The organism is Halomonas rhizosphaerae (assembly GCF_030012485.1).
GTDB classification, from domain to species: Bacteria; Pseudomonadota; Gammaproteobacteria; order Pseudomonadales; family Halomonadaceae; genus Halomonas; species Halomonas rhizosphaerae.
Genome location: NZ_JASCQQ010000027.1, coordinates 186721 through 212114 on the forward strand (window position 1 = coordinate 186721; position 25394 = coordinate 212114).

Here is a 25394-nt window from a genome sequence, read left to right on the forward strand (position 1 = left end):
TCGGGCCATGCTCTATCGAGACCTGGCCTCCCAGGAGGCGATCGACCGGGCCTACGACCCCATGCGGGGGCGCGACCCGGCGGCCCTGCTCGAGGACTGGCGCGCGCGTAGCGCGGCCTCCCGCCAGCGCCATCGGGTAACGCTCGATCTGCCCTACGGGCCGACGCTTGCCGAGCGCCTGGATCTCTTCCATGCCGAGGGCATGGGGGAGGAGAGCGCGGAGGGGAGAGAGGAGGGCAAGCCTGCTCCCTGCCACCTCTTCTTCCATGGCGGCTACTGGCGCTCGCTCAGCCACAAGGAATTCAGCTTCGTCGTCGACGGCCTGGTGGCGTCGGGCATCACGGTGGCGGTGGTAAACTACGCCCTCTGCCCAGCGGTGGCGTTCGGCGAGGTGGTGCGCCAGAGCCGGGCGGCGCTGGCGTGGGTCCATCGCAATGCGGGGGCACTGGGTGTCGACCCGCGCCAGCTCAGCGTCTCGGGCCACTCCGCCGGCGGGCACCTCTGCGCCATGCTGCTGGCCACCGACTGGGAAGGCACGTACGGTCTGCCCCACGACCTGATCAGGGGGGCGCTGTGCGTCAGTGGCCTCTACGACCTCGGGCCCTTCCCCTGGTCATGGCTGCAGCCCAAGCTGCAGCTCACCGGGCGTGACGTGAGCGACTACAGTCCCGTGCGGCGGCCCTGTCGCGTCCCGGCCGCGGTGCGGCTGGTTGCCGGGGGCGAGGAGTCCAGCGAGTTCGCGCGCCAGATGCAGGCCCAGGCCGCGCACCTGCAGGCCCAGGGGCGGCCGGTCGAGAGCGAGCTGCTGCCCGGTGATGACCACTTCACGCTTCTCGAGCACTATCGCCCCGGCGGGCGCTTCGTCGAGGGCATCACCGCCTTCCATCCCCAGGGCTATCGCAGATAGCGGTATCACTCGGGGCTGATCCGTCGACAAGCCCCGGGATGCCGGACCATCGAGGAGGCGCTGTGAATACCTCCCTGTACGCTACCGACGCCTTCCCTGGCGTAGGACCTCCTCTTCGACTTGTCCCCGGCGCCCCTCGTCATGTCGAACTGCGATCCCCGAAGGGCAGTTAGACACCCAGATAGCGGTCGCGGATGCCGGTATCCAGCGCCTCTGGCGGCCCCTCCCACGCCGTGCGTCCCTTCTCCAGAATGGTGCAGCGGTCGACGACCGGCAGCAGTTCGCCGAGCGACTTGTCGACGATGAGCGTCGACTGGCCCTGTGCCTTGAGCAGGCGCAACGCTGACCAGATCTCCTGGCGGATGACCGGTGCCAGGCCCTCGGTCGCCTCGTCGAGTACCAGCAGACGCGGGTTGGTCATCAGGGCGCGACCGATGGCAAGCATCTGCTGCTCGCCGCCGGAGAGGGTGGCCGCCATCTGGCGGCGCCGCTCGGCCAGCCGCGGGAAGAGGCTCTCGACGCGCTCCCGGGTCCAGGGACCGGGGCGGGCGGTCACCATCAGGTTCTCGTGCACCGACAGGTTGGGAAAGCAGCGGCGGCCCTCCGGCACGAGCCCCAGGCCGCACTGGGCGATGCGGTAGGCCGGCAGGCGCCGCAGGTCCCGCGACTCGAACTCGATGCGTCCGCGCCGCGCCGGCGTCAGGCCGAACAGCGAACGGATGGTGGTGGTCTTGCCCATGCCGTTGCGCCCCATGAGCGCCACCATCTCGCCGGCCTCGACCTGCAGGCTGACGCCGAACAGCGCCTGGGACGGCCCGTAGAAGGTCTCGATGTCGGCGATGACGAGCATCTCAGTCTCCCAGGTAGGCATCGCGGACGCGCGGGTCCCGGCGGATGGCCGCGCTGTCGCCATGGGCGATGACGCTGCCCGCTACCAGCACGGAAATGCGATCCGCCAGCCGGAACACCGCGTCCATGTCATGTTCGATCAACAGGATGGGGACTTCCCGTTTCAGCGTCTCGAGAAGTTCGGTGAGCCGCGCCGACCCCTCGGGGCCGAGACCCGCCATGGGCTCGTCCAGGAGCAGGGCCCGCGGCTCGAGGACCAGCGCGCAGGCCACCTCTACCTGGCGGCGCTCGCCATGGGAGAGCGCCGCTACCGGCGTGTCGGCACGGTGGGCGAGGTGCATGCGCTCAAGTGCCTCATAGGCGGGTTCGAGCAAACTGCGATCGCGGCTGACCGGCCGCCAGAAGCGGAAGCTGTGGCCCTGCAGCGCCTGGGCGCCGATCATCACGTTGCGCAGCACGCTGAGCGGTTCGGCAAGGCACGAGACCTGGAAGCTCCGTCCCAGGCCGAGGCGTGCCCGGCGGGCGACCCCCAGGGCGGTGATGTCGCGCTGCCCCAGATGGATCTGCCCCGCATCGGGCCTGAGGCTGCCGGCGATCTGGGCGATCAGCGTCGACTTTCCGGCGCCGTTGGGGCCGATCAGGGCATGGATCTCGCCGGCCCTCAGGTCCAGCGACACGTCGTGGGTGGCCTGCAGTGCACCGAAGCGCTTGTGCAGGCCGGACATCGACAGCACGGCCTCACTCATGGCGCTCCCTCCCGGCCAGCCAGCCGATCACGCCCTGCCTGGCGAACAGCACCACGCCCAGCAGCACCAGGCCGAGGAAGAACTTCCAGTATTCGGTCAGCCCCCCCAGCAGGGTCTCCATCAACACGAAGAGGATGGCCCCGGCAAGCGGCCCGTAGAGGCGCCCGACCCCGCCTAGGATCACGATCACCATCAGTTCGCCGGAAAGGTGCCAGCTCAGCATGGAGGGACTGACGAAGCCGTTCAGGTCGGCGTAGAGGGCACCGGCCAGGCCGGTGATCATCGCCGAGATGACGAAGGCTACCAGGCGGATGGGGAAGGGCGAGATACCGGCGGTGGCCAGGCGGGTCTCGTTGAGCCGCGCCATGCTCAGGGCGGCCCCGAAGCGGGACTTCATCAGTCGCGAGGTGAGCGCCAGGGAGAACACCAGGCCCGTGAAGCAGACCAGGAAGAAGCTCAGGGCGTGGTTGGTGTCGAGCCCGGGCAGGGAATTGCGCAGATAGATCGGCAGGCCATCCTCGCCCCCGTAGTCGGGCCACGAGTTGGCAAAGTAGTAGGCCATCTGGGCGAAGGCCAGGGTGATCATGATGAAGTAGACCCCGCTGGTGCGCAGCGAGATGGCGCCGATCACCAGGGCGAGCAGGCCGCAGAGCAGCGCGGCCGCCAGCCAGATCACCAGCATGTCGTCGCTGCCGGGCAGGCCCATCACCAGGCTGCCGTCGAAGGCGTGGTAGGCGCTGACGCCGCTCACGTAGCCGCCCAGGCCGAAGTAGGCGGCATGGCCGAAGCTGATCATGCCGCCGTAGCCGATGGCCAGGTTGAGTCCCACCGCGGCCATGGCCACCAGGGCAATGCGCGAGGCGAGATTGACGTAGTAGACCTCCCCCAGCAGGTGGGCGGCGACGGGGGCCAGCAGCATCAGCGTCAGAAGACCGCCTTGCACCAGGTGTGCGCGGTCCAGCCAGCGGTTCGTGCCAGCCGGGCGCTCCGCGGCGGGGGTGGTCGTGGGATGGAGCCTAGTCATGGGCGGCAAAGAGTCCTTTCGGCTTGAAGGCCAGAATTACCGCCATGAGAATGTAGATCAGCATGGCGGCCAGGGCTGTCCCGGCCCCGGCGGCGTCCGACGGCGCCATGAACTGGCCGAACAGGGCGGGAAGGAAGACCCGGCCCAGGGTATCCACCAGGCCGACCAGCAGGGCGCCGAGCAGGGCACCCTTGATCGAGCCGATGCCGCCGATCACGATCACCACGAAGGCCAGGATCAGCACCGGCTCGCCCATGCCCACCTGCACCGACTGCAGGGCGCCCACCAGTGACCCGGCCAGGCCCGCCAGGGCGGCGCCCAGGGCGAACACCAGGGTATAGAGCCGCCGGATGTTGACCCCCAGGGCGCCGATCATCTCGCGGTCGCTCTCGCCGGCGCGGATGCGCATGCCCAGCCGGGTATGCGCGATCAGCAGGTAGAGGCCGGCAGCAACGACCACGCCCACGGCGATGATCACCAGCCGGTAGACGGGATAGCGGGAGCCGCCGGGCAGGGCCACCGACCCGGCCAGCGCCTCGGGCGGGCTGAGCCACAGCGGCGAGGAGCCGAACAGCCAGCGGGTGCCCTCGGAGAAGATCAGGATCAGCGCGAAGGTGGCCAGCACCTGGTCGAGGTGCTGGCGCCGGTAGAGACGGCGGATCACCAGCAGCTCGACGATGGCCCCCGCCGCGGCGGCCGCCAGTACGCCGGCGGCCAGCCCCAGCAGGAAGGAGCCGGTCGAGGCGGTGGCCAGGGCGGTGACATAGGCCCCGACCATGTAGAAGGAGCCATGGGCCAGGTTGATCAGCCCCATGACCCCGAACACCAGGGTCAGGCCACTGGCCATCAGGAAGAGCATGGTACCGAGCTGCAGGCCGTTGATCAGTTGCTCGATCAGCAGGGTAACGGACACGTCAGGCATCCTTGGTGGAACGAAGGAAGGGGCGGTGCCGGGACCACGCCCGGCCCGGCATCGCGACGATCACATCCGGCACTGCTCGGCATAGACGTCCTGGATGTCCTCGACGGCCAGGCCGACCAGGCGGTTGGTCGGCTCGCCGTCCTCGCCCTCGACCACCTCGCGGACATGGATGTCCTGGATCGGGTGGTGGTTCGGACCGAAACGGAACTTGCCGCGCACCGAGTCGAAGTCGGCCTCGCGCAGGGCCTCGCGAAAGGCGTCCTTGTCGCTCGGGTGGGCCTTCTCCAGGGCGCTCAGGATCAGGCGGGCGGTGTCGTAGCCCTGGGCCGCATAGAGGGTCGGGGTCCGCTCGTAGGCCTCACGGAAGCCCTCGACGAAGGCCTGGTTGGCCGCGTTCTCCAGGTCGTAGGCCCACTGTGAGGTGTTCATGGCGCCGATCGCGGCGCTGCCCACCGCCTTGATGATCGTCTCGTCGAACGAGAAGGCCGCTCCGAACACCGGCATCTCCACCCCCGAGTTCTCCCACTGCTTCATGAAGGAGATGCCCATGCCGCCAGGCAGGAAGAAGAACAGGCTATCGGCGTCGCTGGCGCGGATCCTGGCGATCTCGGCGGCGTAGTCGGTCTGGCCCAACTGGGTGTAGATCTCGTCGATGACCTCACCCTCGTAGAGGTGCTTGAAGCCGGCCAGAGCATCGGTGCCCGCGGGATAGTTAGGCGCCATCAGGATGGGGGCCTCGTAGCCCTGCTCGCGCATCCAGGCGCCCATCGCGCCGTGCAGGTTGTCGTTCTGGTAGGCCACGTTGAAGTAGTTCTCGTGGCACATCTTCCCGGCCAGCGCCGAGGGGCCGGCATTGGGCGAGAGATAGAAGGTCCCCTGGCGGACCACGGAGGGCACCACGGCCATGGCCAGGTTGGACCAGATGATGCCGGTCATGATGTCGACCTCGTCGCGCTGCATGAACTCGTTCGAGAGCGTCTTGGCCAGGTCGGGGCGGCGGGCGTCGTCCTGGATCAGCACCTCGATGTCGCCGCGGTCTGCCTGGTCGATGGCGAGCATGAAGCCGTCGCGGACATCGACGCCGAGATGGGAGCCTCCCCCCGAGAGGGTGGTGATCATGCCGATCCTGACCTCCTCGGCCTGAGCCGTGGCCACGGCGGTCGTCATCAGCAGGCCGAGGCCGGCGCGGGTCAGCTTGTTCATGGGAATCCCCTCCAGAGTCCTGATGTCGTGGCGTTGTGATGGCGGCGGCTGGCGCCGACGCAAGGTACCGCTAGACGGTACTGACGTACGGTACTACGAATGACGGGATGGCCTCTCCACGCTCCCCTCGCGCTACCTGACGGGCCGCTCCGCCTGCCCATCCTCGCGGGCAAGCCGCGGCGACTCAAGCGCCACGTCGCGCTGAGGCGGCAACGGGATTGACACCGGGCCCGGCAGGCGCGAGTCTGTCAACTCGCGGGTCGAGGGCCCCGAGTGGCTGGCCGCATCGGGCAAGGGAGGCACCCATGCTGGAAGACTGCAAGAATGCCCTGGAGCGCTGGGGAGGCGTGCACGAGCTGATCGATCGCTGGCTGCACGAGCGCCGTGAGCTGCTGATCCATTTTGCCGCGCTGAAGCAGGCCTGTGACGCCGAGCTCGAGGCGGTGAGCGCGGAGCGCGTCGATACCTTCGGCGAACTGCTGATGGACTACATCAGCGCCGGCCACTTCGAGGTCTATCCCCAGCTGCGGGAGGAGGCCAAGGCCTTCGACGACCACCAGGCCCTGGAGCTCGCCGACCGCCTGCTCGAGCGCCTGGAGATGTCCACCGAACTGGTGCTCTCCTTCGATCGCGACTACGACAGTCCCGCCCGTGCCCAGCACCATATGCGTCGACTCCCCGCCTGGCTCGACCGCCTGAGCCGGGGGCTCAGCGAACGCTTCACCCTCGAGGACCAGCTGATCGCCCGCCTGCATGCGGCCCATGCGCCGGATGCCACTCGCGCCGAGGCCGACTCCCGGGCCTGAGCCCACCGTCCTCTCGAGACGAAGCCACGATCCGCATCGTCATGATTCGCCCCATCGGCTCCCGAGGTCGATGGGGCGTTCTCGTTGCGGGTGCCGTGTCCACCTGATGCGAGGCTGACGGCGCTGCCTAGAGCCGGCGGTCCAGTCGCGCGCCAAGCACCAGCATGCAGGGCGTGAGCAGCAGGGTCAGGCCGGTGGCGAAGGTCAGGCCGCCGGCGATTGCGCTGGAGAGCTGGGTCCACCACTGGGTCGAGGGGGCGCCCAGCCCCAGGCTCGGGGTGATCAGGTCGACGTTGACGCCCAGCACCATGGGCGCGAGGCCCAGCACCGTGGTCACGGCGGTGAGCAGCACCGGGCGCAGGCGCAGGCCGCCGGCCTCGAGGGCCGCCTCGCCGGGAGCGAGCCCGTCACCGCGCAGCTGGTTGTAAGTGTCGATCAGCACGATGTTGTTGTTCACCACGATGCCCGCCAGGGCGATGATGCCCATGCCCACCATGACGATGCCGAAGGGCTGGGCATTGGCGAGCAGGCCGAGCAGCACGCCGGCGGTGGAGAAGACGATGGCGGAGAGCACCAGCGCCGCCTGGTAGAGGCTGTTGAACTGGGTGACCAGGATCAGCGCCATCAGGCAGATCGCCACCAGGAAGGCCGTGGCCAGGAAGCGCATCGCCTCCTGCTGGTCCTCCTGCTCGCCGGCCACGTTCACCATCACCCCCTCGGTAGGCGCCTTGGCCGCCTCGAGCAGTGCCCGCAGCCGTTCGTCGGCGCTCCAGCCCGATTCCACGTCGGCCTCCAGAGTGACGGCCCGGCGCCCGTCGATGCGGTGCAGGATACCCACCTTGGGGGCGGGCTCCAGCGAGACGAAGTGCGAGATCGGTACCTGTCCACGGCGGGTATTGATGCTCAGGCGGCCCAGCTGGTCCAGCGAGCGGGCCCCCCGCGGCAGGCGCACCCGGATATCCACCTCGTCGTTGACGCCGGCGGGGCGGTAGCTCGCCACCTGCAGCCCGGTGGTGATCAGCTGCACGGCACTGCCTACGCTTGCCACGTCGGTGCCGAAGCGGGCGGCAGCCTCGCGGTCCACCTTCACCCGCCACTCCACGCCCGGCAGGCTGCGGTTGTCCTCGATGTCGCGGAAGCCGCCCAGCTCGGTCATGGTCCGTCGCAGTTCGGTGACGGCCTGGTCGGCCAGGCCCGGCTCCTCGGCGCTGATTTCCAGCACGATGGGCTTGCCGCCGGCCGGCCCCATCTCCTGTTCGCGGAACTCCAGCTGGATACCCGGCAGGTCGCGGGTGCGCTCGGCCATCTCGGCCAGGATCGCGCTGGCCGGGCGGCGCCGCTGCCAGTCGATCAGCTGGAACTGCAGTACCCCCACCACGTCGCCGCCGAGCTGCTGGTCGGGCACGGCGAAGGAGCGCGCATAGAGCGCCTGGACCTCGCTCATGCCGGCGAGCCGCGCCTCGACCCGTCGCACCACCGCATCGGTCTCGGCGGCGGAGAAGTCGCCCCGCGAGCGCACCAGCACCTGGGCGGTGTCGGGCTCGACGTTGGGGAAGAACTCGACGCCATGGTTGAAGCGGGCGTAGGCGGTATAGATCAGCGCCATCAGCAGCAGGGTGACCAGCAGGGTGAGGCCGGGCCGGGCGAGCAGGCGGGCCAGCAGGCCCCGGTAGAGCCGTCCGCCGGCGGTGACCAGCTCGGCATCCCGGGTGGCGCCGGCGCTGCGCACGCCGAAGACCCCGCCCAGGGTCGGCAGGAACACCAGCGCCATGGCCAGCGACGCCAGCAGGCAGAGGATCACCGTGATCGGCAGGTACTTCATGAACTGGCCCACCACGCCCGGCCAGAACAGCAACGGCACGAAGACCGCCAGGGTGGTGGCGGTGGAGGCGATCACCGGCCAGCTCATGCGCGTGGCGGCCCGGATCCAGGCCTCCCGGGGCGGCTGGCCCTGGCGCAGGTGGCGGTCGGCCAGCTCGCTGACCACGATGGCGCCGTCCACCAGCATGCCGGCGACCAGGATCAGCGCGAACATCACCACGATGTTGAGGGTGTAGCCGAGGGCCCAGATCAGCAGGATGCCGGTCAGGAAGGCCCCGGGGATGGTCAGGCCCACCATCAGTGCCGAGCGCAGGCCCATGGCGGCCAGGATTAGCACCAGCACCAGCACCACGGCGGTGACCACGTTGTTGAGCAGTTCCGAGAGGATGTCGCGCACGGTCTCGGACTGGTCGAGGATGGTGGTGATCTCCAACTCGTCGGGAATCAGGCCGGCCGCCTCGTCGAGCAGCCCCTGCACTTGCGCCACGGTGGCGATGATGTTGGCACCGGCCCGCTTGGAGATCTCCAGCACCAGGGCCGGCTGGTCGTCGATGCGGGCGAAGCCCTCCGGGTCCTTGAAGGTGGGGCGGATCCAGGCCACGTCGCCGAAGGTCACCACCCGGTCCCCGTCGATCTTCACCGGCATCGCCATGACGTCCTCGAGGCGCTCGATGATGCCCGGCACCTTGAGCGCCTGGCGTCCGGTCCCGGTGTCCAGGCTGCCCGCCGCCACCAGTCGGTTGTTGCGGCTGACCAGGTTGAACAGGGTGGTGAAGTCGACCCCGTAGCTGTCGAGCACCAGGGGGTCGACGACGATCTCCAGCAGGTCCTCGCGGTCGCCACCGATGTCCACCTCGAGCACTTCCGGGATGCCCTCGATCTCCTGCTGAAGGCGGCGTGCCACGGCCAGCCGCCGGTTCTCCTCCAGCGGCCCCGAGAGGCCGATGGAAAGCACCGGAAAGAGCGCCACGTTGACCTCCGTGACCCGCGGTTCGTCGGCCTCGGCGGGCAGCTCGGCGCGGGCGATGTCGACCTTCTCGCGCACGTCGGTCAGCGCCTGGTCGGGATCGAAGCCGGCATCGAACTCCAGGGTGACCGCGGCATGGCTCTCACTTGCCTGGGCGGTCATCTTGCGCAGTCCCTCGATGCTGCGCAGTTCCTGCTCCATGGGTCGCACCAGCAGGCGTTCGCCGTCCTCGGGACTGACCCCCTCCAGCGACATCGAGACATAGATGATGGGGATGGTGACGTCGGGATTGGCCTCCTTGGGGATCGCCTGCCAGGCGGCGAGCCCCGCCAGCAGCAGCGCGACCAGCAACAGCAGGGTGGTGCGCGAGCGATCCAGTGCCGCCTCGATCAGGGTGCGCATGTCAGCGCGCGTCCCCGGGCGCGTCCGGGCCGGCCTGCGTGCCAGCCTGCGGAGTAGCCGTCGCGACGGGGACGGCCTCCACCCGCTCGCCGGCCTCGACGAAGCCGCCGCCCAGGGTGATCAGCCGGATCCGCTCGGGCAGCCCGGCCACCCGGGCGGTTTCGGCATCCGCGCTGACCAGCTCGACCGGGGTGAGGCGCACCCGGTCGTCGTCGTCCAGGTGCTTCACCGCCAGCCGCCCGTCGCCATCGAGCTCGAGCAGGGCAGGGGAGAGGCGATGTACCCGGCGCTCGGGCAGGCGGATGACCAGGGTGGCGCTGGCACCGGCCAGGCGGCGTCCCTCGGGATTGGCCGCCGTCGCCTCGACGGGGAAGCTGCGGGTGCTGTCGTCGGCGCGGCTGGCGACGTGGCTCAGCTCGCCGGCAAGGCGGGTGCCGTCGAGCAGCTGGATTTCGGCGGGCAGTCCGAGCTCCAGCGACAGGGCATCCCGCTGGGGGGCCGCGGCGAGGGCCGTGAGGCGCGAGTCGTCGACCAGCCGGCCCCAGGCCTCGCCGACCTGGACCAGGTCGCCGAGCTCCACGTCGAGGCGGTCGAGCACCCCGTCAAAGGGCGCCTCGGGGCGGGTGTCGTCGAGCTGGCGGCGCAGGGCGGCGACCTCCGCCAGGGCCCGGCTGACGCCGCTCTGCAGACGCAGGTAGTCGGGATTGGAGATCAGCTCACGACGGCGCAGGGAATCGGCGCCGGCCAGCTCGCCCCGCGCCAGGGCCAGTTCGGCCTCGGCCTGCTCGAGCCGGGCGGGAAGCTCCTCGCGGGCCAACGCCAGTAGCGTCTCGCCCCGGCTGACCCGCGCGCCCAGGGCGACGGGCAACGTCTCCACCCGGCCTGACTGCCGGGCACGCAGCTCCACCTCGCGGTGGGCCTCGAGCTGGCCCTGTAGCACCAGCCGCGGCGAGTGGGCCCGTGCCTGGCGCTCCACCACCTCGACCCGGGTCAGCGCCGGCCCCTCGGCCTCGTCGCCCTCGGGTGGGGTATCGCGGAACCCCTCGATGTCCCCGAGTGCCAGCCAGATCAGCAGCAGGCAGGCCAGCCCGATGGCGAGCAGGACGGAGAGCGGGGGGAGACGACGAGGCATGCGGACCTTCCCTGGTGCGGCGCGACGTTCGAGAACGGGGCCTGGCGGCCCGGGTCGACAGGCTGCCAGCATAGCGCAGGGGGTGCCGGGGTGTCGCCGGCGGTACCTGACCTAGCCGCAGGTCGAATTGAGTTTTGTGCAGTGCAGGCATAACATCTTGGCGGTTCGAATTCCGGCCAGGGCAGGCGGCATGCCGGCCCGGCTCATCCTCACGGCGACAACCCGCGCGTTGAAAACCCAAGGAGCCACCATGAAAGATCCCGTCCGTATTGCCATCACCGGCGCTGCCGGCCAGATCAGCTACTCGCTCGCCTTCCGTATCGCCTCCGGCGACATGCTGGGCAAGGACCAGCCGGTCATCCTGCAGCTGCTGGAGATCCCGCCGGCCATGGACGCCCTCAACGGCGTGGTGATGGAGCTCAACGACTGCGCCTTCCCGCTGCTCCAGGACATCGTCGCCACCGACGATGCCAATGTCGCCTTCAAGGATGCCGACTTCGCCCTGCTGGTCGGCGCCCGTCCGCGCGGTCCGGGCATGGAGCGCAAGGACCTGCTGGAAGCCAATGCGGCGATCTTCTCCGTGCAGGGCAAGGCGCTCAACGACAACGCCAGCCGCGACGTGCGCGTGCTGGTGGTGGGCAACCCGGCCAACACCAACGCCCTGATCGCCTCCTGCAACGCGCCGGACCTAGACGCGGGCCAGTTCACCGCGATGATGCGTCTGGACCACAACCGTGCCAAGACCCAGCTGGCCCAGAAGACCGGCAAGCACGTCACCGACGTCGAGCAGATGATCGTCTGGGGCAACCACAGCGCGACCCAGTATCCCGACCTGGCACACTGCAAGGTGGACGGCACCCCGGCCTTCGACCTGGTCGAGCGTGACTGGTACGAGAACGACTTCATTCCCACCGTCCAGCAGCGCGGTGCCGCGATCATCAAGGCACGTGGTGCCTCCTCCGCGGCCTCGGCGGCCTCCGCGGCCATCGACCACATGCGCGACTGGGCGCTGGGTACCGATGAGGTGGTGAGCATGGGCATTCCCGCCGACGGCAGCTACGGCGTCGAGCCCGGCATCATGTATTCCTACCCGGTCGTCTGCAAGAACGGCAAGTACGAGATCGTCCAGGGCCTCGAGGTCGACGAGTTCAGCCGTGGCCGCATGAAGGCCACCGAGGACGAGCTGCGCGAGGAGCGCGCCGCCGTCGAGCATCTGCTGGGCTAAACCCCAGCGGTAAGCTGTAAGCGATAAGCGGTAAGAAAAAGCAACCCCGCTCGGGATGACCCTGAGCGGGGTTTTTTGTAGGGCCTCTTCCAGGAGCGAAGCGACGCGCTTCCAGCTTACGGCTTACAGCTCTGATCCGGACGAAGGCCGGATCAGTCCCTCAGGCTGATGATCTTCCAGCCGCGGGCCTCGGCGACCTCGCGCAGGCTGGGGTCGGGGTCCACCGCCACCGGATGGTCGACCTGCTCCAGCAGCGCCAGGTCGTTGTGGGAGTCGCTGTAGAACCAGCTGTCGTCCAGGGTCAGGTCGCGGTCGGCGAGCCATGCCTCCAGGCGCTTGACCTTGCCCTCGCGATAGCTGGGGATGCCGGTGGCGCGTCCGGTGTAGCGACCGTCGACCACCTCGGGCTCCACGGCGATCAGCTCGTCGATGCCCAGGCGCTCGGCGATGGGGCCGGTGATGAAGCGGTTGGTGGCGGTGACGATCAGCAGGGTGTCGCCGCGGGTGCGGTGGCGGGCCACCAGCTCCTCGCCCCTGGGCAGGATGTGCGGCTCGATCTTGCTGGCCATGAACTGCTGGTGCCAGGCGGTGAGCTGCTCGGGGCTGTGCTCGGCGAGCGGGCGCAGCGCCACCTCCAGGAAGGCGTGGATGTCCAGGGTGCCGGCCTCGTAGTCGGCCAGGAAGCGGTCGTTGGCCTCGCGATAGGCCACCGGGTCCACGGCGCCCTGCTCCAGCAGGAACTCGCCCCAGGCATGGTCGCTGTCGGTCGACAGCAGGGTGTTGTCCAGGTCGAAGATGGCCAGGCTCACTGCATTCCCCTCTGGTGTTGATGGTCAAGAGCATTTCAGGGTGGTGACAAGGTCGGCGATTATGGCAGAAGCGCCGTCGGGCTTCGAGCGCTGGGACGGCGCCGATGACGACGCATTCACGGCTTACGGCATGGTTGTATTGATGCCCTTTGCGGCCTTGTGGAAGAATGGCAGCAATACTGGATTCATAAGGTGAAGTCCGTGATCGACGCTGACGGCTTTCGCCCCAATGTTGGCATCATCATCGCCAACGAGCAGGGGCAGCTGCTTTGGGCGCGTCGGGTAGGACAGAATGCGTGGCAGTTTCCCCAGGGAGGCATCAAGGCTAGCGAGACTCCGCAACAGGCACTTTTTCGTGAGCTGCACGAGGAGATCGGCCTTACCGCCGACGACGTCGAGATCCTTGCCTGCACCCGGGGCTGGCTGCGCTACCGCCTGCCGCGACGCATGGTTCGTACCCACTCGAGGCCGGTATGCATCGGCCAGAAGCAGAAGTGGTTCCTGTTGAGGATTTGCTGCCAGGAGAGCCGGATCTGTATGGACATGTCCGGCAAGCCGGAATTCGACGGCTGGCGATGGGTCAGTTACTGGTACCCTCTGGGGCAGGTCGTGCCCTTCAAGCGTGAGGTCTACCGCCGTGCCCTGCGCGAGCTGTCCCCTCGGGCACAGCGGCTGGCCCTCGGACATGGATAAGCGCAGGGATGAGCGCCACGGATGATCCGAGGGCCTGATGGCCGCGCAATTCCTCAGCGAGGTGAGAGACAACCACGATGGAAAAGAAGACGCCGATGCTCGAGGTGTTGCGACGCATCATCCAGGAGGTCAACGGAGCCCGCAACCTGGAAGCGGCCCTGGCCACCATGGTGCGACGCATCCGCAAGGCGATGCGCACCGACGTGTGCTCCTTCTACCTGTTCGACGGGACGATCGACCGGCTGGTGCTGATGGAGACCATCGGCCTGCGCGCCCAGGCGGTGGGGCGGGTCAGCCTGGAGGTGGGCGAGGGCCTGGTGGGCCTGGTGGCCAAGCGCGAGGAGCCACTGAACCTGGAAGATGCCCAGGCCCATCCCCAGTTCCTCTACTTCGAGGCCACCGGCGAGGAGCGCTACTCGAGTTTCCTCGGCGTGCCGATCATCCATCAGCGCCGCATGCTGGGGGTGCTGGTGGTGCAGCAGTCCGAGAAGCGCCGCTTCGACGAGGAGGACGAGGCCTTCCTGGTCACCATGGCCGCCCAACTGGCGGGCGTGCTGGCTCACGCCCTGGCGACGGGCGGGCTCAACCGGCCGAGCATGCCGGGGGGGCAGGCGCGCTTTACCGGCGTGGCGGCCTCGCCCGGCATGGCCATCGGCGAGGCGGTGGTCATCGCTGCCCCGGCGGACCTCAACAGCGTGCCGGACCTGATTCCCACCGACGTTGAGTACGAGATCGCCCGGCTCAAGGAGGCCATCGGCCGGGTGCGCGACGAGATCCGCGCCGCCGGTGAGCGCCTGGCCAGCCGCATCTCTGCCCAGGAGCTGGCGCTGTTCGACGTCTACCAGCAGATGCTCGGCGAGGCGGCGCTCTCCCAGGAGGTCGAGAAGCGCATCCGCGAAGGCCAGTGGGCGCCTGGCGCCCTGGCCGACGTGGTGCGTCGCCATGTCCAGTACCTGGAGCGGGTCGACGACAACTACCTGCGCGAGCGTGCCGCCGACGTCCGTGACCTTGGGCGGCGGGTGCTGGCCCACCTTCAGGAGGAGACCCCCCAGACCCCGGCGGTCTATCCCGACAGCACCATCCTGGTGGGCGACGAGATCAGTGTGGCGATGCTCGGCGAGGTGCCCCGCGAAAAGCTGGCCGGGCTGGTCTCGGTGCGCGGTTCCAGCACGTCCCACGTGGCCATCGTCGCCCGGGCCATGGGGATCCCCACGGTCTCGGGGATGGTCGACCTGCCGCTGCCGCGTCTCGGCGGCAACCGGGTGGTGCTGGATGGCCACCGCGGGCGTCTCTTCGTGCGACCCACGCCGGAGCTCGAGAGCCACTACCAGAGCCTGATCGACGAGGAGCGGGCGCTGATGGAGGTGCTGGAGCACGAGCAGGACCTGCCCAGCCGCACTCCGGATGGCCATGACATGCCGCTCATGGTCAACACCGGCCTGGCGGTGGATGCCGTGGCCTCGCTCAAGTCGCGGATCGGCGGGGTGGGGCTCTACCGCACCGAAGTGCCCTTCATGATCACCGAGCGCTTCCCCGGCGAGCAGGAGCAGACCCGACTCTATCGTGACCAGCTCGAGAGCTTCGCCCCCTTGCCGGTGGTGATGCGCACCCTGGACATCGGCGGCGACAAGGACCTGCCCTATTTTCCCATCGAGGAGGCCAACCCCTTCCTGGGCTGGCGCGGCATCCGGGTCACCCTCGACCATCCCGAGGTGCTGATGGTGCAGTTGCGTGCCATGCTGCGCGCCTCCCAGGGGCTGGACAACCTGCAGGTGCTGTTGCCGATGGTCACCAACGTCGAGGAGGTCGACGATGCGCTGCGCCTTCTCGACCGCGCCATCCTCGAGCTCGGCGAAGAGGGAGTGCCGGTGAGCCGGCCTCCGGTGGGGGTGATGCTGGAGGTGCCGGCGACCCTCTACCAGCTCGATGCCCTGGCCAGGCGGGTCGACTTCTTTTCGGTGGGCAGCAACGACCTGACCCAGTACCTGCTGGCGGTGGATCGCAACAACCCGCGCGTCGCCGAACTCTACGATGCCTGCCATCCCGCCGTCCTCTCGGCCATGGCCCGGCTCGCCGAGGATACCCGGCGTCTGGACATGCCCACCTCGGTATGCGGCGAGATGGCCGGCGACCCCGCCGGGGCGCTGCTGCTGATGGGCATGGGCTTCGATGCCCTGTCGATGAACGCCCCCAGCCTGCCGCGGGTGAGGGCGGCGATCCGCCGGGTGCCCCTCGACAGCGCCCGCGAACTGGTCGCGGAGACGCTCAGGCTCGACTCGCCCGGTGAGGTGCGCCGCCATCTTGCTGAACGCCTCGGCGGCTGGGACCTTGCCCATCTGCTGCCGCCCCGCGATTGACCCGGCTTCGCCGGGAGCTGGAAGAAAGGGCTTTATACCTTGGGCGGCAAGGTCAGGCTGCTTTCCAGCTTCCAGCTTCCAGCTTCCAGCTTCCAGCTTCCAGCTTCCAGCTTACGGCTCCAAGCGAAGCTGGGTCTCTCCCAGCCTGACCCCTTCCGGCCCGAAGCGTCGCTCACCGATCTCGACCCGCCCGTCACCGTGCCAGGCCAGCCAGGTGGAGGCGCGGGTGCCGTAGTCCCGTCCGACGATGAAGGGGGACGAGAGCCGGCGCTCCATCTCGAGTCCCACGCCGGTTTCCGGCAACTGGTCGTCTTCGGCGGGGTGGGGGTCGCCGAGCACGGCCAGGGCATCCTCGGGCCAGCGGCCATGGCGCAGGCTGGCGGCAAGCCCCTGGCGGGCGGCGATCAGCTTGGGCCAGGGAGTGTCCAGGCTGGCGTTGGAAAGGCCGTGCAGGCCCGGCGGGACCCGCCTCAGCCAAATGCCGTCGAGCCCCCGGTGGAGGTGCCAGAGCCTCTCCCCGTCACCGACCAGCAGGTTGAAGCCAGCGTAGTAGCGAGCGGCCCCGCCCGACAGTCGGTCCAGCCAGGCCGGCAGGTTGTCGCGCTCCAGCGCCTCGCGCACCAGCGCGCCGCGGCTGGGGGCCCCCGGCGGCACCTTGAGGCGCGGGTCGCGCACATTGGTGACGGCGGCGAAGCGGCCGCAGCGGTGCACCGCCAGCCAGGTGCCGCCGGCCTCCAGGTCGCGGCCGCCGAGGATGTCGGGGGCATCGTTCCAGGCGTCCAGCGGGGCGGCAGGACGGGCATGGAATTCGTCACGGTTGGCCACCAGGCGCAGCGGGCAGGCACTGCCGGGGCGATGGTCGAAGGCGATCAGGCACATGGGGCCAGCTTAGCCGGCCGGCCGGCCGGGGGGAAGGCGCCGTCATGACAGTCCCGGCCTGGCCGCGTACACTCTGTTCACCATCGTGCTTGCACAGGGATGACAATGCAGGACGACATTCGCCTGGACCGCATCTGGTCGCGCCTGGTCTGGCCGATCCTCTGGCCGGTGCTGCTCGCTCAGGCCACCCTGGTGGTGCTCTGCCTGGTGGTCGGGGTCATGCTGTGGTCGATGATGCCCTCCCACGCCTCCTGGGGCGCCACCTTCTGGTTGCTGCTGGCGCTGCTGCTGGGCAGCAGCCTGAACGTGGCGGTCTTCCTGACGCTGCTGCGACAGCGCCTGCGCGGCATCCAGCGCGAGGTCAACGACGCCCTTGCCGGCATCGAGGCCTGGCTGGCCCGCCATCATCGTCCCCAGCCCGGCGACAAGCAGCCGCTCCCCAGGCGCCTGGCGATCATTTCCGAAACCTGCGAGGCGCTGCTCGCGGGCTGGCAGTGCGACCTCGAGGAGAGCCGAGCCGCCGAGCGTCGCCTGGCCGGCGACCTCCAGGCCCGCCGCGGCCAGATCGAGCGGTTGGAGGCCGGACGGGTGCGGGCCCGCGAGGAGTCGCGCCTCAAGTCCGGCTATCTCGCCCACCTGCAGCAGTCGCTGGCCCCGCTGATGAGCTCGCTCTCCGAGGTGCTCGAGAGCGATGCCCTTCGCCAGTGCGGCAGCGACCGTGACCATGCGGCGCTGCTGGCGCTGCGCGAGCGCCTGGCCGACGCGGTGGTGCTGCTGGAGAACCTCGGCGAGTCCACCGGCACGTCCGCGGCGCCTCCCCAGCCGCTCTCCTCCGGGAAGGGACGGGTGCTGATCGTCGATGATGGCCCGGTGAACCTGACCCTGGCACGCCAGGTGCTGGAGCGCCAGGGGCTCGATGTCGAGACGGCCACCAGCGGCGAGGAGGCCCTGTCCCGGCTGGATGGTGTCCCCTTCGACCTGGTGCTGATGGACATCTTCATGCCCGGCATGGACGGCGTGGAGACCAGCCGACACTGGCGGGACCGGGAGGCCGACGGGCCAGCCCGCCAGCGCAGCATCCTGGTGGCGCTGACCGCCAATGCCAGCGACGAGGATCGCCGCCGCTTTCGCCAGGCTGGCATGGACGACTACCTGGCCAAGCCCTATCGTCCCCAGGCGCTGGTCGACCTGGTGCGGCGCTGGCTGCCCGCCTCCCCGGCGCTCGGCCCGGCATGAGCCTGCTGGCAAGCCTGGCGGGCTACCTGGTCCTGGGCATGCTGGCCGGCACCATGGCAGGCCTGTATGGCGTGGGCGGCGGCCTGATCATCGTGCCGGCCCTGACGCTGGCCTTCGGGCTCCAGGGCGTGGCGCCGGAGGTGATCATGCACCTGGCGGTGGGCACGTCGCTGGCCACCATCGTGGTCACCGGGGCCTCCTCGGCCTGGGGACACTACCGTCGCGGCGGCATCCGCCGCGACTGGTTCCTGGCCCTGCTGCCGGGCCTGGTGCTTGGCGCGGTCGCCGGGGTCTTCGTCGCCGGCAGCCTCTCCGGTGGGCGCCTGGGGACCCTGTTCGGCCTCTTCGTGATCCTGGTTGCCCTGAAGATGGCGCTGGGGCGTGGCCCCCGACCCGGCAGCGTGGCGCCCGAGCGTGCCGTGATGGGCCTGGCGGGCGCGGTGATCGGCGGCGTCTCGGCGCTCTTCGGCATCGGCGGCGGCACCCTCAGCGTGCCCTGGCTGTCGCGCTGCGGGGCCACCATGACCCAGGCCGTGGGCACCTCCTCGGCCTGCGGGCTGCCCATCGCGCTGTTCGGCGCGGCCACCTTCGTGGTAGTGGGGTGGGGCAACCCGCTGCTGCCCGCCGGGGCCATCGGTTTCGTGATGCTGCCCGCGTTCTTCGGTATCGTGCTGGCCAGCGTGCCCTTCGCGCGTCTCGGCGTCCTGCTGGCCCATCGCCTCTCGGCCCGGACGCTGCGCCTCTCCTTCGCCGCCCTGCTGACGGCAGTGGGGCTCAAATTCCTTCTCTGATCCTCCAGTCACTCAAAGGCCTTCCATGCTGAGTTATCCCGACATCGACCCCGTGGCCATCTCCCTCGGTCCCTTCCAGATCCACTGGTATGGCCTGATGTACGTCGTCGGCTTCGTCGCCGCCTGGTGGCTGGGGCGCCAGCGGGCCCAGCGCATCGGCCTGACCCGGGACGACGTGGGCGACCTGCTGTTCTATGCCGCCATCGGCGTGGTGGTCGGTGGCCGGCTCGGCTATGCGCTCTTCTATGGTCTGCCCCAGTGGTTCGCCGACCCGCTCTGGATCTTCCGCGTCTGGGACGGCGGCATGAGCTTCCACGGCGGCCTGGTCGGCGTCCTGCTCGCGGCCCTGTGGTTCGCCAGGAAGAAGGGGCTCGCCTTCATCAGCCTGACCGACTTCGTCGCGCCCCTGGTGCCCATCGGCCTGGGGGCGGGGCGCATCGGCAACTTCATCAACCACGAGCTGCCCGGCCGCGTCACCGGGCTGCCCTGGGGCATGCCCTTTCCCGGCATGGGCCCCGAGCCGCGCCATCCCTCGTCCCTCTACGAGGCGCTGCTGGAGGGGGTGGTGCTCTTCGTGGTGCTCTGGTGGGTCTCGGCACGCCCGCAGCGTCGCGGCCTGGTCTCGGGGCTGTTCCTCGTGCTCTACGGCGCCTTCCGCTTCCTGGTGGAATTCGTGCGCCTGCCGGATGCCCATATCGGCTACCTGGCCTTCGGCTGGGTGACCATGGGCATGCTGCTGACCCTGCCGATGATCGCCGTCGGACTCGCCCTGATCGTCTGGTCGCGTCGCCAGGCGGTGGATGTGAAAGTGTGAGGGGCAAGGGGCAAGGGGCAAGGGGCAAGGGGCAAGGGGCAAGGGGCAAGGAGTGCGCGTCATCAACCGCCTGCCTCAGGTGATATTCTACCGGGTTGGCCCCGAATTCTTTCAGCGAGTGCCACCGGGTGTGTAGAATTCCTTGCTCCTATCCACCTTAGCCAGACGAATGCCGTGACCGACGAAACCTTGCCCTCCCTGGAGCAGCCCTACCTCGACCTGATGCGCCAGGTGCTCGACCGCGGCGTGGAGCGCGACGACCGCACCGGCGTCGGCACCCGCTCGCTGTTCGGTCACCAGATGCGCTTCGATCTCTCGCGCGGCTTTCCGCTGGTCACTACCAAGAAGCTGCACCTGCGCTCGATCATCCATGAGCTGCTGTGGTTCCTGGCCGGCGACACCAACATCGCCTACCTCAAGGCGAACGGGGTGCGCATCTGGGACGAGTGGGCCGACGACAACGGCGACCTCGGCCCGGTCTACGGCTACCAGTGGCGCAGCTGGCCCGATCCTCGCGGCGGGCACGTCGACCAGATCGCGAAACTCCTCGAGCAGATCCGCGAGAACCCGCGCTCGCGGCGGCTGATCGTCTCGGCCTGGAACCCGGCACTGGTGGACGAGATGGCCCTGCCGCCGTGCCACTGCCTGTTCCAGTTCTACGTGGCCGAGGGGCGACTCTCCTGCCAGCTCTATCAGCGCAGCGCCGACATCTTCCTGGGCGTGCCCTTCAATATCGCCAGCTATGCGCTGCTGACGCAGATGATCGCTCGGGTCTCGGGGCTCGAACCCGGTGACTTCGTGCACACCCTGGGCGATGCCCACCTCTACCTGAATCACCTCGAGCAGGCCGAGGAGCAGCTCTCGCGCACGCCTCGCGCGGCACCGCGCCTGGTGCTCGACCCGGGCGTCACCGACCTCTTCGCCTTCCGCTATGAGCATATCGCCATCGAGGGCTACGACCCGCTTCCCCATATCAAGGCCGAGGTGGCCGTATGAGCGAGACCCCTGGCATGACCGACGAGACCCTCGTCCCCGTGGCCATGATCGCCGCCCTGGCTCGCAACCGGGTGATCGGCGTGGACAACCAGCTACCCTGGTACCTGCCGGAGGACCTCAGATTCTTCAAGCGCATGACCCAGGCCAAGCCGCTGGTGATGGGGCGCAAGACGTATCAGTCCATCGGCCGGCCGCTGCCCGGACGGCTCAATATCGTGGTGACCCGCGACCCCGACTTCCATGCCGAGGGCGTGCGGGTCTGCCATGACCTCGCATCAGCGCTGAAGCTGGCCGACCAGCAGGCCACCATCGACGGCGTCGAGGAGATCATGGTGATGGGTGGCGCGCAGATCTACGCCCAGGCGCTGCCCTTCGCCAGCCGGCTCTATCTTACCGAGGTCGATATCGAGGTGCAGGGCGAGGCCCGCTTCCCCGATCTGGATATGGCCGAGTGGGAGGAGGTCCAGCGCGTGCCCGGTGAGCCCGCCGAGGGCCAGCCGGCCTACCAGTTCGTGCAGTACCGTCGATGCTAAGGGCAGCGACGTTGATGCCGTCGCCGGCCGGCGACATTTGTCACCACGCCACGCCTGGCACAGACTGAGCAGCAGGTGCCGTGGCCGGACACAGTCGGCCGCGGCCCGAGGAGTCACCGGGAAGGCGCATTGGAGGGCCAGGACGTGATCGAGGAACGCTCAACCCGCCTGCTGGAACAGCTGGAGCGACGCGCCGCGGCATTGCTGGGCGTATTGCGGGAATCCCGCGTCCAGCAGGATGCCCTGCACACCCGGCTGGCCGAGCTGGAACGCCGTCGTGTCGAGCTGGAGGCGAGCAATGCCGAGCTGGCCGCCGAGGCCCGCGAGGAGCAGGCCGGCCGGGAGGCCCTGGTGCATCGCTGCGGCGAGTTGGAGGCGCGTCTTGCCGAGCTGGAGGCCACCCGCCTGGAGCTCGCCGAGGAGAACCGCGAGCTCGACGAGCAGAACCGCGAACTCGAGGCCCACAACCGGCGGCTGCTGGAGCGCGAGCCCGCCGAGGCCCCGGCGTCGCTCTTCCATCGCCAGGCGCGCCGCGCCCAGGGCCTCTCCGCACTGATCGGCCATCGCCCCCGGCAGCCTGACGCCGGCGAGGCCGCTGGCGAGCCCCCCCCCACCCCGGAGGTGGCCACCCCGTCGGCGCCGGCACCGGCACCTGCCCCCGCCGAGCCCGCCGCTGATTCCAAGGCCCCGGCCGAGACGCCCCCCGAGGAGGCACCATCCCCCCAGGCGCTGCTCGACCAGTGGTACCAGCGCTACTCCTCGACCTTCTTCAAGGGCCACACCCGGCCACTCAAGGTCGGCATCCACGAAGAGCTGACCGCACGCGAGCCCTGGCCCGAGAAGCTGGTGCGCCGGGCGCTGGCCTGCTACGTCAACCTGCCGCGCTACCTCAAGTCGGTGCGCGAGGGCGCCGAGCGCCTCGACCTGTCAGGTGAACCCGCCGGGCGGGTGGACGCCGCGGCCGCCGAGCATGCCCACAAGAAGCTCGAGCGGCTGCAGGCCGACCGCCGGCACAAGGGCCGCCCGGCCCGGCAGCGAGGCAGGAAGGGCGATGCCGCCAAGGGAGGCAAGCCCTCCGCCGATGTGACCCGTCATGACGCGGCCGAGGCAGCCGCCCCCTCCTCGAACCGGGCTCCCCCCGCGGCCGAGGGTGCCGGGCATGGCACCGCGCCTGGCAAGGAGCCCGCCACCCTGGAAGAGAAGCTCTCCGCCCTGCTCGCCAAGCACAACCAGCGTTGATCCGCTGACTTGCTCTCGTCATATTCGCAGGGCATGATGAACCCGCTCATCGCGCCAGGTGCCTGATTCGCATGCCGGATCGCCGTGGCTGGTGGAACGGGTACCGGGCACGCCGGGATGGCGCCCGAATCGCAAGGGCAGGGGGACGCGCCGGGACAGGGTAGGGCGCAGCGAAGGAAAACAGTGTTTTTTTCTTGTTGCGTTCCCGTATATCCCGGTATAGAGTTCCTCTTGCGAGCATTGGACTATAACAAGGCTTTGCCGAGGTCTGGCTCGCGACCTGCCACCTCCCGGGAGGGAGCCCGCAGGCACGAGAACCGGCACCAAGACCGGCCAAGCCCGCTGACCCGCTCACCAAGAACGGGCAGCCACGATCGAAACAGCAAGCTAGTCAATAAGGAACTATCGCAATGAAAAAGACACTGTTAGCGACTGCTATCGCCGGTGCCATGGCCGCTTCCGGCGCCCAGGCCGCCACCGTCTACAACGAGGACGGCACCAAGCTGGACCTGTACGGCAACATCCAGATTGCCTACTACAACACCAATGATGCCGAGGGTGAGTCCCAGGACGCCGTGGCCGACAACGGTTCCACCATCGGCTTCTCCGGCGAGCACGTGATCAGCCAGGGCCTGGCCGGCTACTTCAAGGCCGAGCTCGAGCATGACGCCGACGAGGCCAAGACCGCCGGCGGCCTGGACACCGGTGACCAGGCTTACCTGGGTCTGAAGGGCAACTTCGGTGACGTTCGCCTGGGTTCCTGGGACCCGCTGATCGACGACTGGATCCAGGATCCGATCACCAACAACGAGTTCTTCGACGTTACCGATTCCAGCAGCCGCATCGTGGGCGTCGAGAGCCGTGAAGGCGACAAGCTGCAGTACCTCTCCCCGTCGCTCAGCGGCTTCCAGTTCGGCGTGGGTACCCAGTACGAGGGCGACGCCGAATTCGAAACTCGCACAGTTGACGCTACCTCTATCGCTGGTGACAACATTGAGGTTGGAGACGCTGAAAGCAGCGAAGCCTCCTTCTTCGCTGGCGTGAAGTACACTGCCGGCGCCTTCTCCATCGCGGCCGTCTACGACGACCTGGGTAACAATGATGGCTCTTATGAAGGAACCGACGCTGATGACAACCCCATTAGCGGCGATTTCGATGCCGGCGACCAGTACGGCATCACCGGCCAGTACACCATGGATACCCTGCGTGTGGCCCTGAAGCTGGAGCGCTTCGAGTCCGATAACGACTTCCTCGCCGACACCAACTACTACGGCCTGGGTGCCCGCTACGGCTACGGCATGGGCGACATCTACGCGGCGTATCAGTATGTCGACGTGGGTGGTGCGAGCTTCATCGACACCGCCGACGATGCCTTCACCAGCGGTGACTGGCCGAACGAGCGCGAGGACGAGAGCTACAACGAGGTCGTCCTGGGTGCCAACTACAACATCTCCGATGCCATGTACACCTTCATCGAGGGTGCCTGGTACGATCGCGAGAACGACGAGAACGACGGCGTCGCCGTTGGTGCGGTCTACCTGTTCTAAACCCCTTGGTCGCAGGGTCTGACCCTGCCCCGACGGGTTTCGAGACCGAAAGCCGATCCTCCGGGGTCGGCTTTTTTCATTGGGCGTAAACGCATCCAGGTGAGATTTCATGAAACAGCAGAAGATTACTACCGGCCTGCTGGCGCTTTGCATGGCGTTGTCCGCACCGCCGCTATGGGCCGATAGCGCCATGGAGCAGCGCTTCCGTGAGGAGGGCCGACAGCTCGACCTGACCCGCTTCCTGAGGTCCGACAATGACGCCCGTAGCCGCAGTTTTCTCTACGGCAGCGTGCACGAGCACGACTTCACCGTGAAGGAGGCCGGCACCTATCGCTTCGAGAGCAGCGTGCCGGGCGGTGAGTCCGACAGCTACCGGGTCGAGGCGGTGCTGCTCGACGGCGAGGGCAGGGTGGTGGCCCGCGGCGAGGGGCTGGGCGAGAGCGGCGGCCTGGCGCTGCGCCAGCGCCTGGAGCCAGGCGACTATGTGCTCCAGGTGCAGGGCCGCAAGTTCGGCAGCGTGCGCCGCGATGGCAACAGCTTCTATATCTCCGTGATCGGCCTGGACGTAGAGGACGACGTGTCATCCGGCGACGGCATCGCCTTCATCGGTAACCGCCGCGAGGGGGGGCGTACCGCCTTCGTGCGCCGCTCGGATGCCGTGGCCGCGGTGGCTGCGCCTTCTGCCGCGACCGGCCAGGCAGAGCGCAGCGAGCCCGTCGCACCCAACGCCGACTCACCCGCGGAGAGCGAAGGCAGCGTTGCCCGGCGCGAGCCTGCCCCGGCCGCCGCCGATGCCGAGCCATCCAAGGGCTTCGAGGAGATCGTCACCGACGTGAAGATCCGCGCCCGTGGCGAGGTGCTCACCTTCGAGGTGCTGGAGGCAGGCACCGTGGCCATCACCACGGCGACCTTCCCAGGCAACGAGGGCACCTACCGCATCGAGGCCGAGGTACTGGACGAGCAGGGTCGTGTGGTCGCCCAGGATGCGGGTGAGGGGTTCGACGGCGATGTGGACCTGCGCACCGAACTGGAGCCCGGTCGCTATCGCGTCCGAGTGCAGGGCCAGAAGTTCGCGGGATCGGGCTCCGGCGTCAACAACTACGAACTCAAGGTGCGGCAGCTTGATCGTCGGTAACCTTTCCAGTGCCGCGATACGGCGAGGCCCCGGTGCGAATGCACCGGGGCCTCTCGTCGTCAGGCCTCAGTGGCATGAGGGCCGTCAGGAATCCTGCTCGTCGATGATCATCTGGATCATGGCCTCGAGTTCCTCGACCTTCTCCTCGAGTGCCTTGACCTTGCCTTCATCCTCGGCGGTCTTGACGTAGTTGTCGTTGATCTTGGCCATATGCTTCTCGATGGTCTCGGAATCCATGGCCAGGGCAGAGCCGGCCATCATCAGGCTGGCAAGCAGGCCGGCAATCAGCAGCTTCATCTTCATGGTGACACCTCATTGACTTGTGGGAGGAGGGGCCTGCCGTCAGGTCCTGCTGCTTGGT

24 protein-coding genes are annotated in these 25394 nt (G+C 68.6%); 14 read left to right on the plus strand and 10 right to left on the minus strand.

The window, feature by feature from the left end:
* Positions 1–7 precede the first annotated feature (7 nt).
* A complete protein-coding gene (locus QLQ86_RS12205) occupies positions 8–907 on the plus strand; it encodes an alpha/beta hydrolase (RefSeq protein ID WP_282817129.1) in 900 nt (299 codons plus the stop codon).
* A 169-nt stretch (positions 908–1076) separates the two neighbouring features.
* Here QLQ86_RS12205 and QLQ86_RS12210 read toward each other — a convergent pair whose 3' ends face one another.
* From QLQ86_RS12210 to QLQ86_RS12230, 5 genes are all read right to left on the minus strand, one after another.
* Positions 1077–1757, minus strand: coding sequence for an ABC transporter ATP-binding protein (locus QLQ86_RS12210; RefSeq protein WP_282734843.1), 681 nt, complete (start codon positions 1755–1757; stop codon positions 1077–1079).
* Position 1758: 1 nt separating this feature from the next.
* Positions 1759–2502 (minus strand): ABC transporter ATP-binding protein, encoded by a 744-nt coding sequence (locus QLQ86_RS12215; RefSeq protein WP_282734842.1) that lies wholly within the window; start codon positions 2500–2502, stop codon positions 1759–1761.
* On the minus strand, positions 2495–3526 hold the full coding sequence (locus QLQ86_RS12220) for a branched-chain amino acid ABC transporter permease (protein ID WP_282734841.1): 1032 nt from the start codon (positions 3524–3526) through the stop codon (positions 2495–2497). The genes QLQ86_RS12215 and QLQ86_RS12220 overlap by 8 nt, the downstream gene beginning before the upstream one ends.
* Complete coding sequence (locus QLQ86_RS12225; RefSeq protein WP_282734840.1) at positions 3519–4439, minus strand: branched-chain amino acid ABC transporter permease; 921 nt, start codon at positions 4437–4439, stop codon at positions 3519–3521. The genes QLQ86_RS12220 and QLQ86_RS12225 overlap by 8 nt, the downstream gene beginning before the upstream one ends.
* A gap of 69 nt (positions 4440–4508) precedes the next feature.
* Complete coding sequence (locus tag QLQ86_RS12230) at positions 4509–5651, minus strand: ABC transporter substrate-binding protein (protein WP_282817130.1); 1143 nt, start codon at positions 5649–5651, stop codon at positions 4509–4511.
* A 305-nt stretch (positions 5652–5956) separates the two neighbouring features.
* Between QLQ86_RS12230 and rsd the strand changes: the two genes are divergently transcribed.
* Entirely contained in the window at positions 5957–6457 is a 501-nt protein-coding gene (rsd, locus tag QLQ86_RS12235) for a sigma D regulator (protein ID WP_282734838.1), read from the plus strand.
* A gap of 127 nt (positions 6458–6584) precedes the next feature.
* On the opposite strand, the gene QLQ86_RS12240 is transcribed toward rsd, so the two are convergent.
* Together QLQ86_RS12240 and QLQ86_RS12245 are read right to left on the minus strand one after the other, a co-directional pair.
* Entirely contained in the window at positions 6585–9647 is a 3063-nt protein-coding gene (locus tag QLQ86_RS12240) for an efflux RND transporter permease subunit (protein ID WP_282817131.1), read from the minus strand.
* Between the two features lies 1 nt (position 9648).
* Positions 9649–10779, minus strand: coding sequence for an efflux RND transporter periplasmic adaptor subunit (locus tag QLQ86_RS12245; RefSeq protein WP_282817132.1), 1131 nt, complete (start codon positions 10777–10779; stop codon positions 9649–9651).
* Between the two features lie 250 nt (positions 10780–11029).
* Here QLQ86_RS12245 and QLQ86_RS12250 point away from each other — a divergent pair, with 250 nt between their 5' ends.
* Complete coding sequence (locus tag QLQ86_RS12250) at positions 11030–12004, plus strand: malate dehydrogenase (RefSeq protein ID WP_282817133.1); 975 nt, start codon at positions 11030–11032, stop codon at positions 12002–12004.
* 152 nt (positions 12005–12156) lie between these two features.
* Here QLQ86_RS12250 and QLQ86_RS12255 read toward each other — a convergent pair whose 3' ends face one another.
* Entirely contained in the window at positions 12157–12813 is a 657-nt protein-coding gene (locus QLQ86_RS12255) for a histidinol-phosphatase (protein WP_282817134.1), read from the minus strand.
* On the opposite strand from QLQ86_RS12255, the gene QLQ86_RS12260 reads away from it, so the two are divergent.
* From QLQ86_RS12260 to ptsP, 3 genes are all read left to right on the plus strand, one after another.
* The gene (locus QLQ86_RS12260) at positions 12800–13009 is read left to right on the plus strand and encodes a hypothetical protein (RefSeq protein ID WP_282817135.1); all 210 of its coding nucleotides are present in this window, start codon (positions 12800–12802) and stop codon (positions 13007–13009) included. The two genes, QLQ86_RS12255 and QLQ86_RS12260, sit on opposite strands and share 14 nt — an antisense overlap.
* A gap of 5 nt (positions 13010–13014) precedes the next feature.
* Positions 13015–13506 (plus strand): RNA pyrophosphohydrolase, encoded by a 492-nt coding sequence (locus QLQ86_RS12265; protein ID WP_250060191.1) that lies wholly within the window; start codon positions 13015–13017, stop codon positions 13504–13506.
* Between the two features lie 95 nt (positions 13507–13601).
* Entirely contained in the window at positions 13602–15863 is a 2262-nt protein-coding gene (gene ptsP, locus QLQ86_RS12270; RefSeq protein ID WP_282817225.1) for a phosphoenolpyruvate--protein phosphotransferase, read from the plus strand.
* A gap of 111 nt (positions 15864–15974) precedes the next feature.
* On the opposite strand, the gene QLQ86_RS12275 is transcribed toward ptsP, so the two are convergent.
* The gene (locus tag QLQ86_RS12275) at positions 15975–16742 is read right to left on the minus strand and encodes an NRDE family protein (protein ID WP_282817136.1); all 768 of its coding nucleotides are present in this window, start codon (positions 16740–16742) and stop codon (positions 15975–15977) included.
* Between the two features lie 105 nt (positions 16743–16847).
* On the opposite strand from QLQ86_RS12275, the gene QLQ86_RS12280 reads away from it, so the two are divergent.
* From QLQ86_RS12280 to QLQ86_RS12315, 8 genes are all read left to right on the plus strand, one after another.
* Entirely contained in the window at positions 16848–17978 is a 1131-nt protein-coding gene (locus tag QLQ86_RS12280) for a response regulator (RefSeq protein WP_282817137.1), read from the plus strand.
* Entirely contained in the window at positions 17975–18769 is a 795-nt protein-coding gene (locus QLQ86_RS12285; protein ID WP_282817138.1) for a sulfite exporter TauE/SafE family protein, read from the plus strand. Before QLQ86_RS12280 ends, QLQ86_RS12285 begins: the two co-directional genes overlap by 4 nt.
* Positions 18770–18794: 25 nt before the next feature.
* Positions 18795–19583: a prolipoprotein diacylglyceryl transferase gene (lgt, locus tag QLQ86_RS12290; RefSeq protein WP_282817139.1), complete on the plus strand. Its 789-nt coding sequence runs from the start codon at positions 18795–18797 to the stop codon at positions 19581–19583.
* Between the two features lie 222 nt (positions 19584–19805).
* Positions 19806–20579, plus strand: coding sequence for a thymidylate synthase (locus QLQ86_RS12295; RefSeq protein ID WP_282817226.1), 774 nt, complete (start codon positions 19806–19808; stop codon positions 20577–20579).
* Between the two features lie 14 nt (positions 20580–20593).
* A complete protein-coding gene (locus tag QLQ86_RS12300) occupies positions 20594–21112 on the plus strand; it encodes a dihydrofolate reductase (protein ID WP_282817227.1) in 519 nt (172 codons plus the stop codon).
* Positions 21113–21256: 144 nt separating this feature from the next.
* A complete protein-coding gene (locus tag QLQ86_RS12305) occupies positions 21257–22351 on the plus strand; it encodes a ProQ/FINO family protein (RefSeq protein ID WP_282817140.1) in 1095 nt (364 codons plus the stop codon).
* Between the two features lie 410 nt (positions 22352–22761).
* Positions 22762–23898, plus strand: coding sequence for a porin (locus QLQ86_RS12310; RefSeq protein ID WP_282817141.1), 1137 nt, complete (start codon positions 22762–22764; stop codon positions 23896–23898).
* Between the two features lie 109 nt (positions 23899–24007).
* On the plus strand, positions 24008–25033 hold the full coding sequence (locus tag QLQ86_RS12315; protein WP_282817142.1) for a hypothetical protein: 1026 nt from the start codon (positions 24008–24010) through the stop codon (positions 25031–25033).
* Between the two features lie 84 nt (positions 25034–25117).
* Here the strand turns inward: QLQ86_RS12315 and QLQ86_RS12320 are convergent, their stop codons facing one another.
* Entirely contained in the window at positions 25118–25336 is a 219-nt protein-coding gene (locus QLQ86_RS12320) for a hypothetical protein (protein WP_282817143.1), read from the minus strand.
* Positions 25337–25394 lie beyond the last annotated feature (58 nt).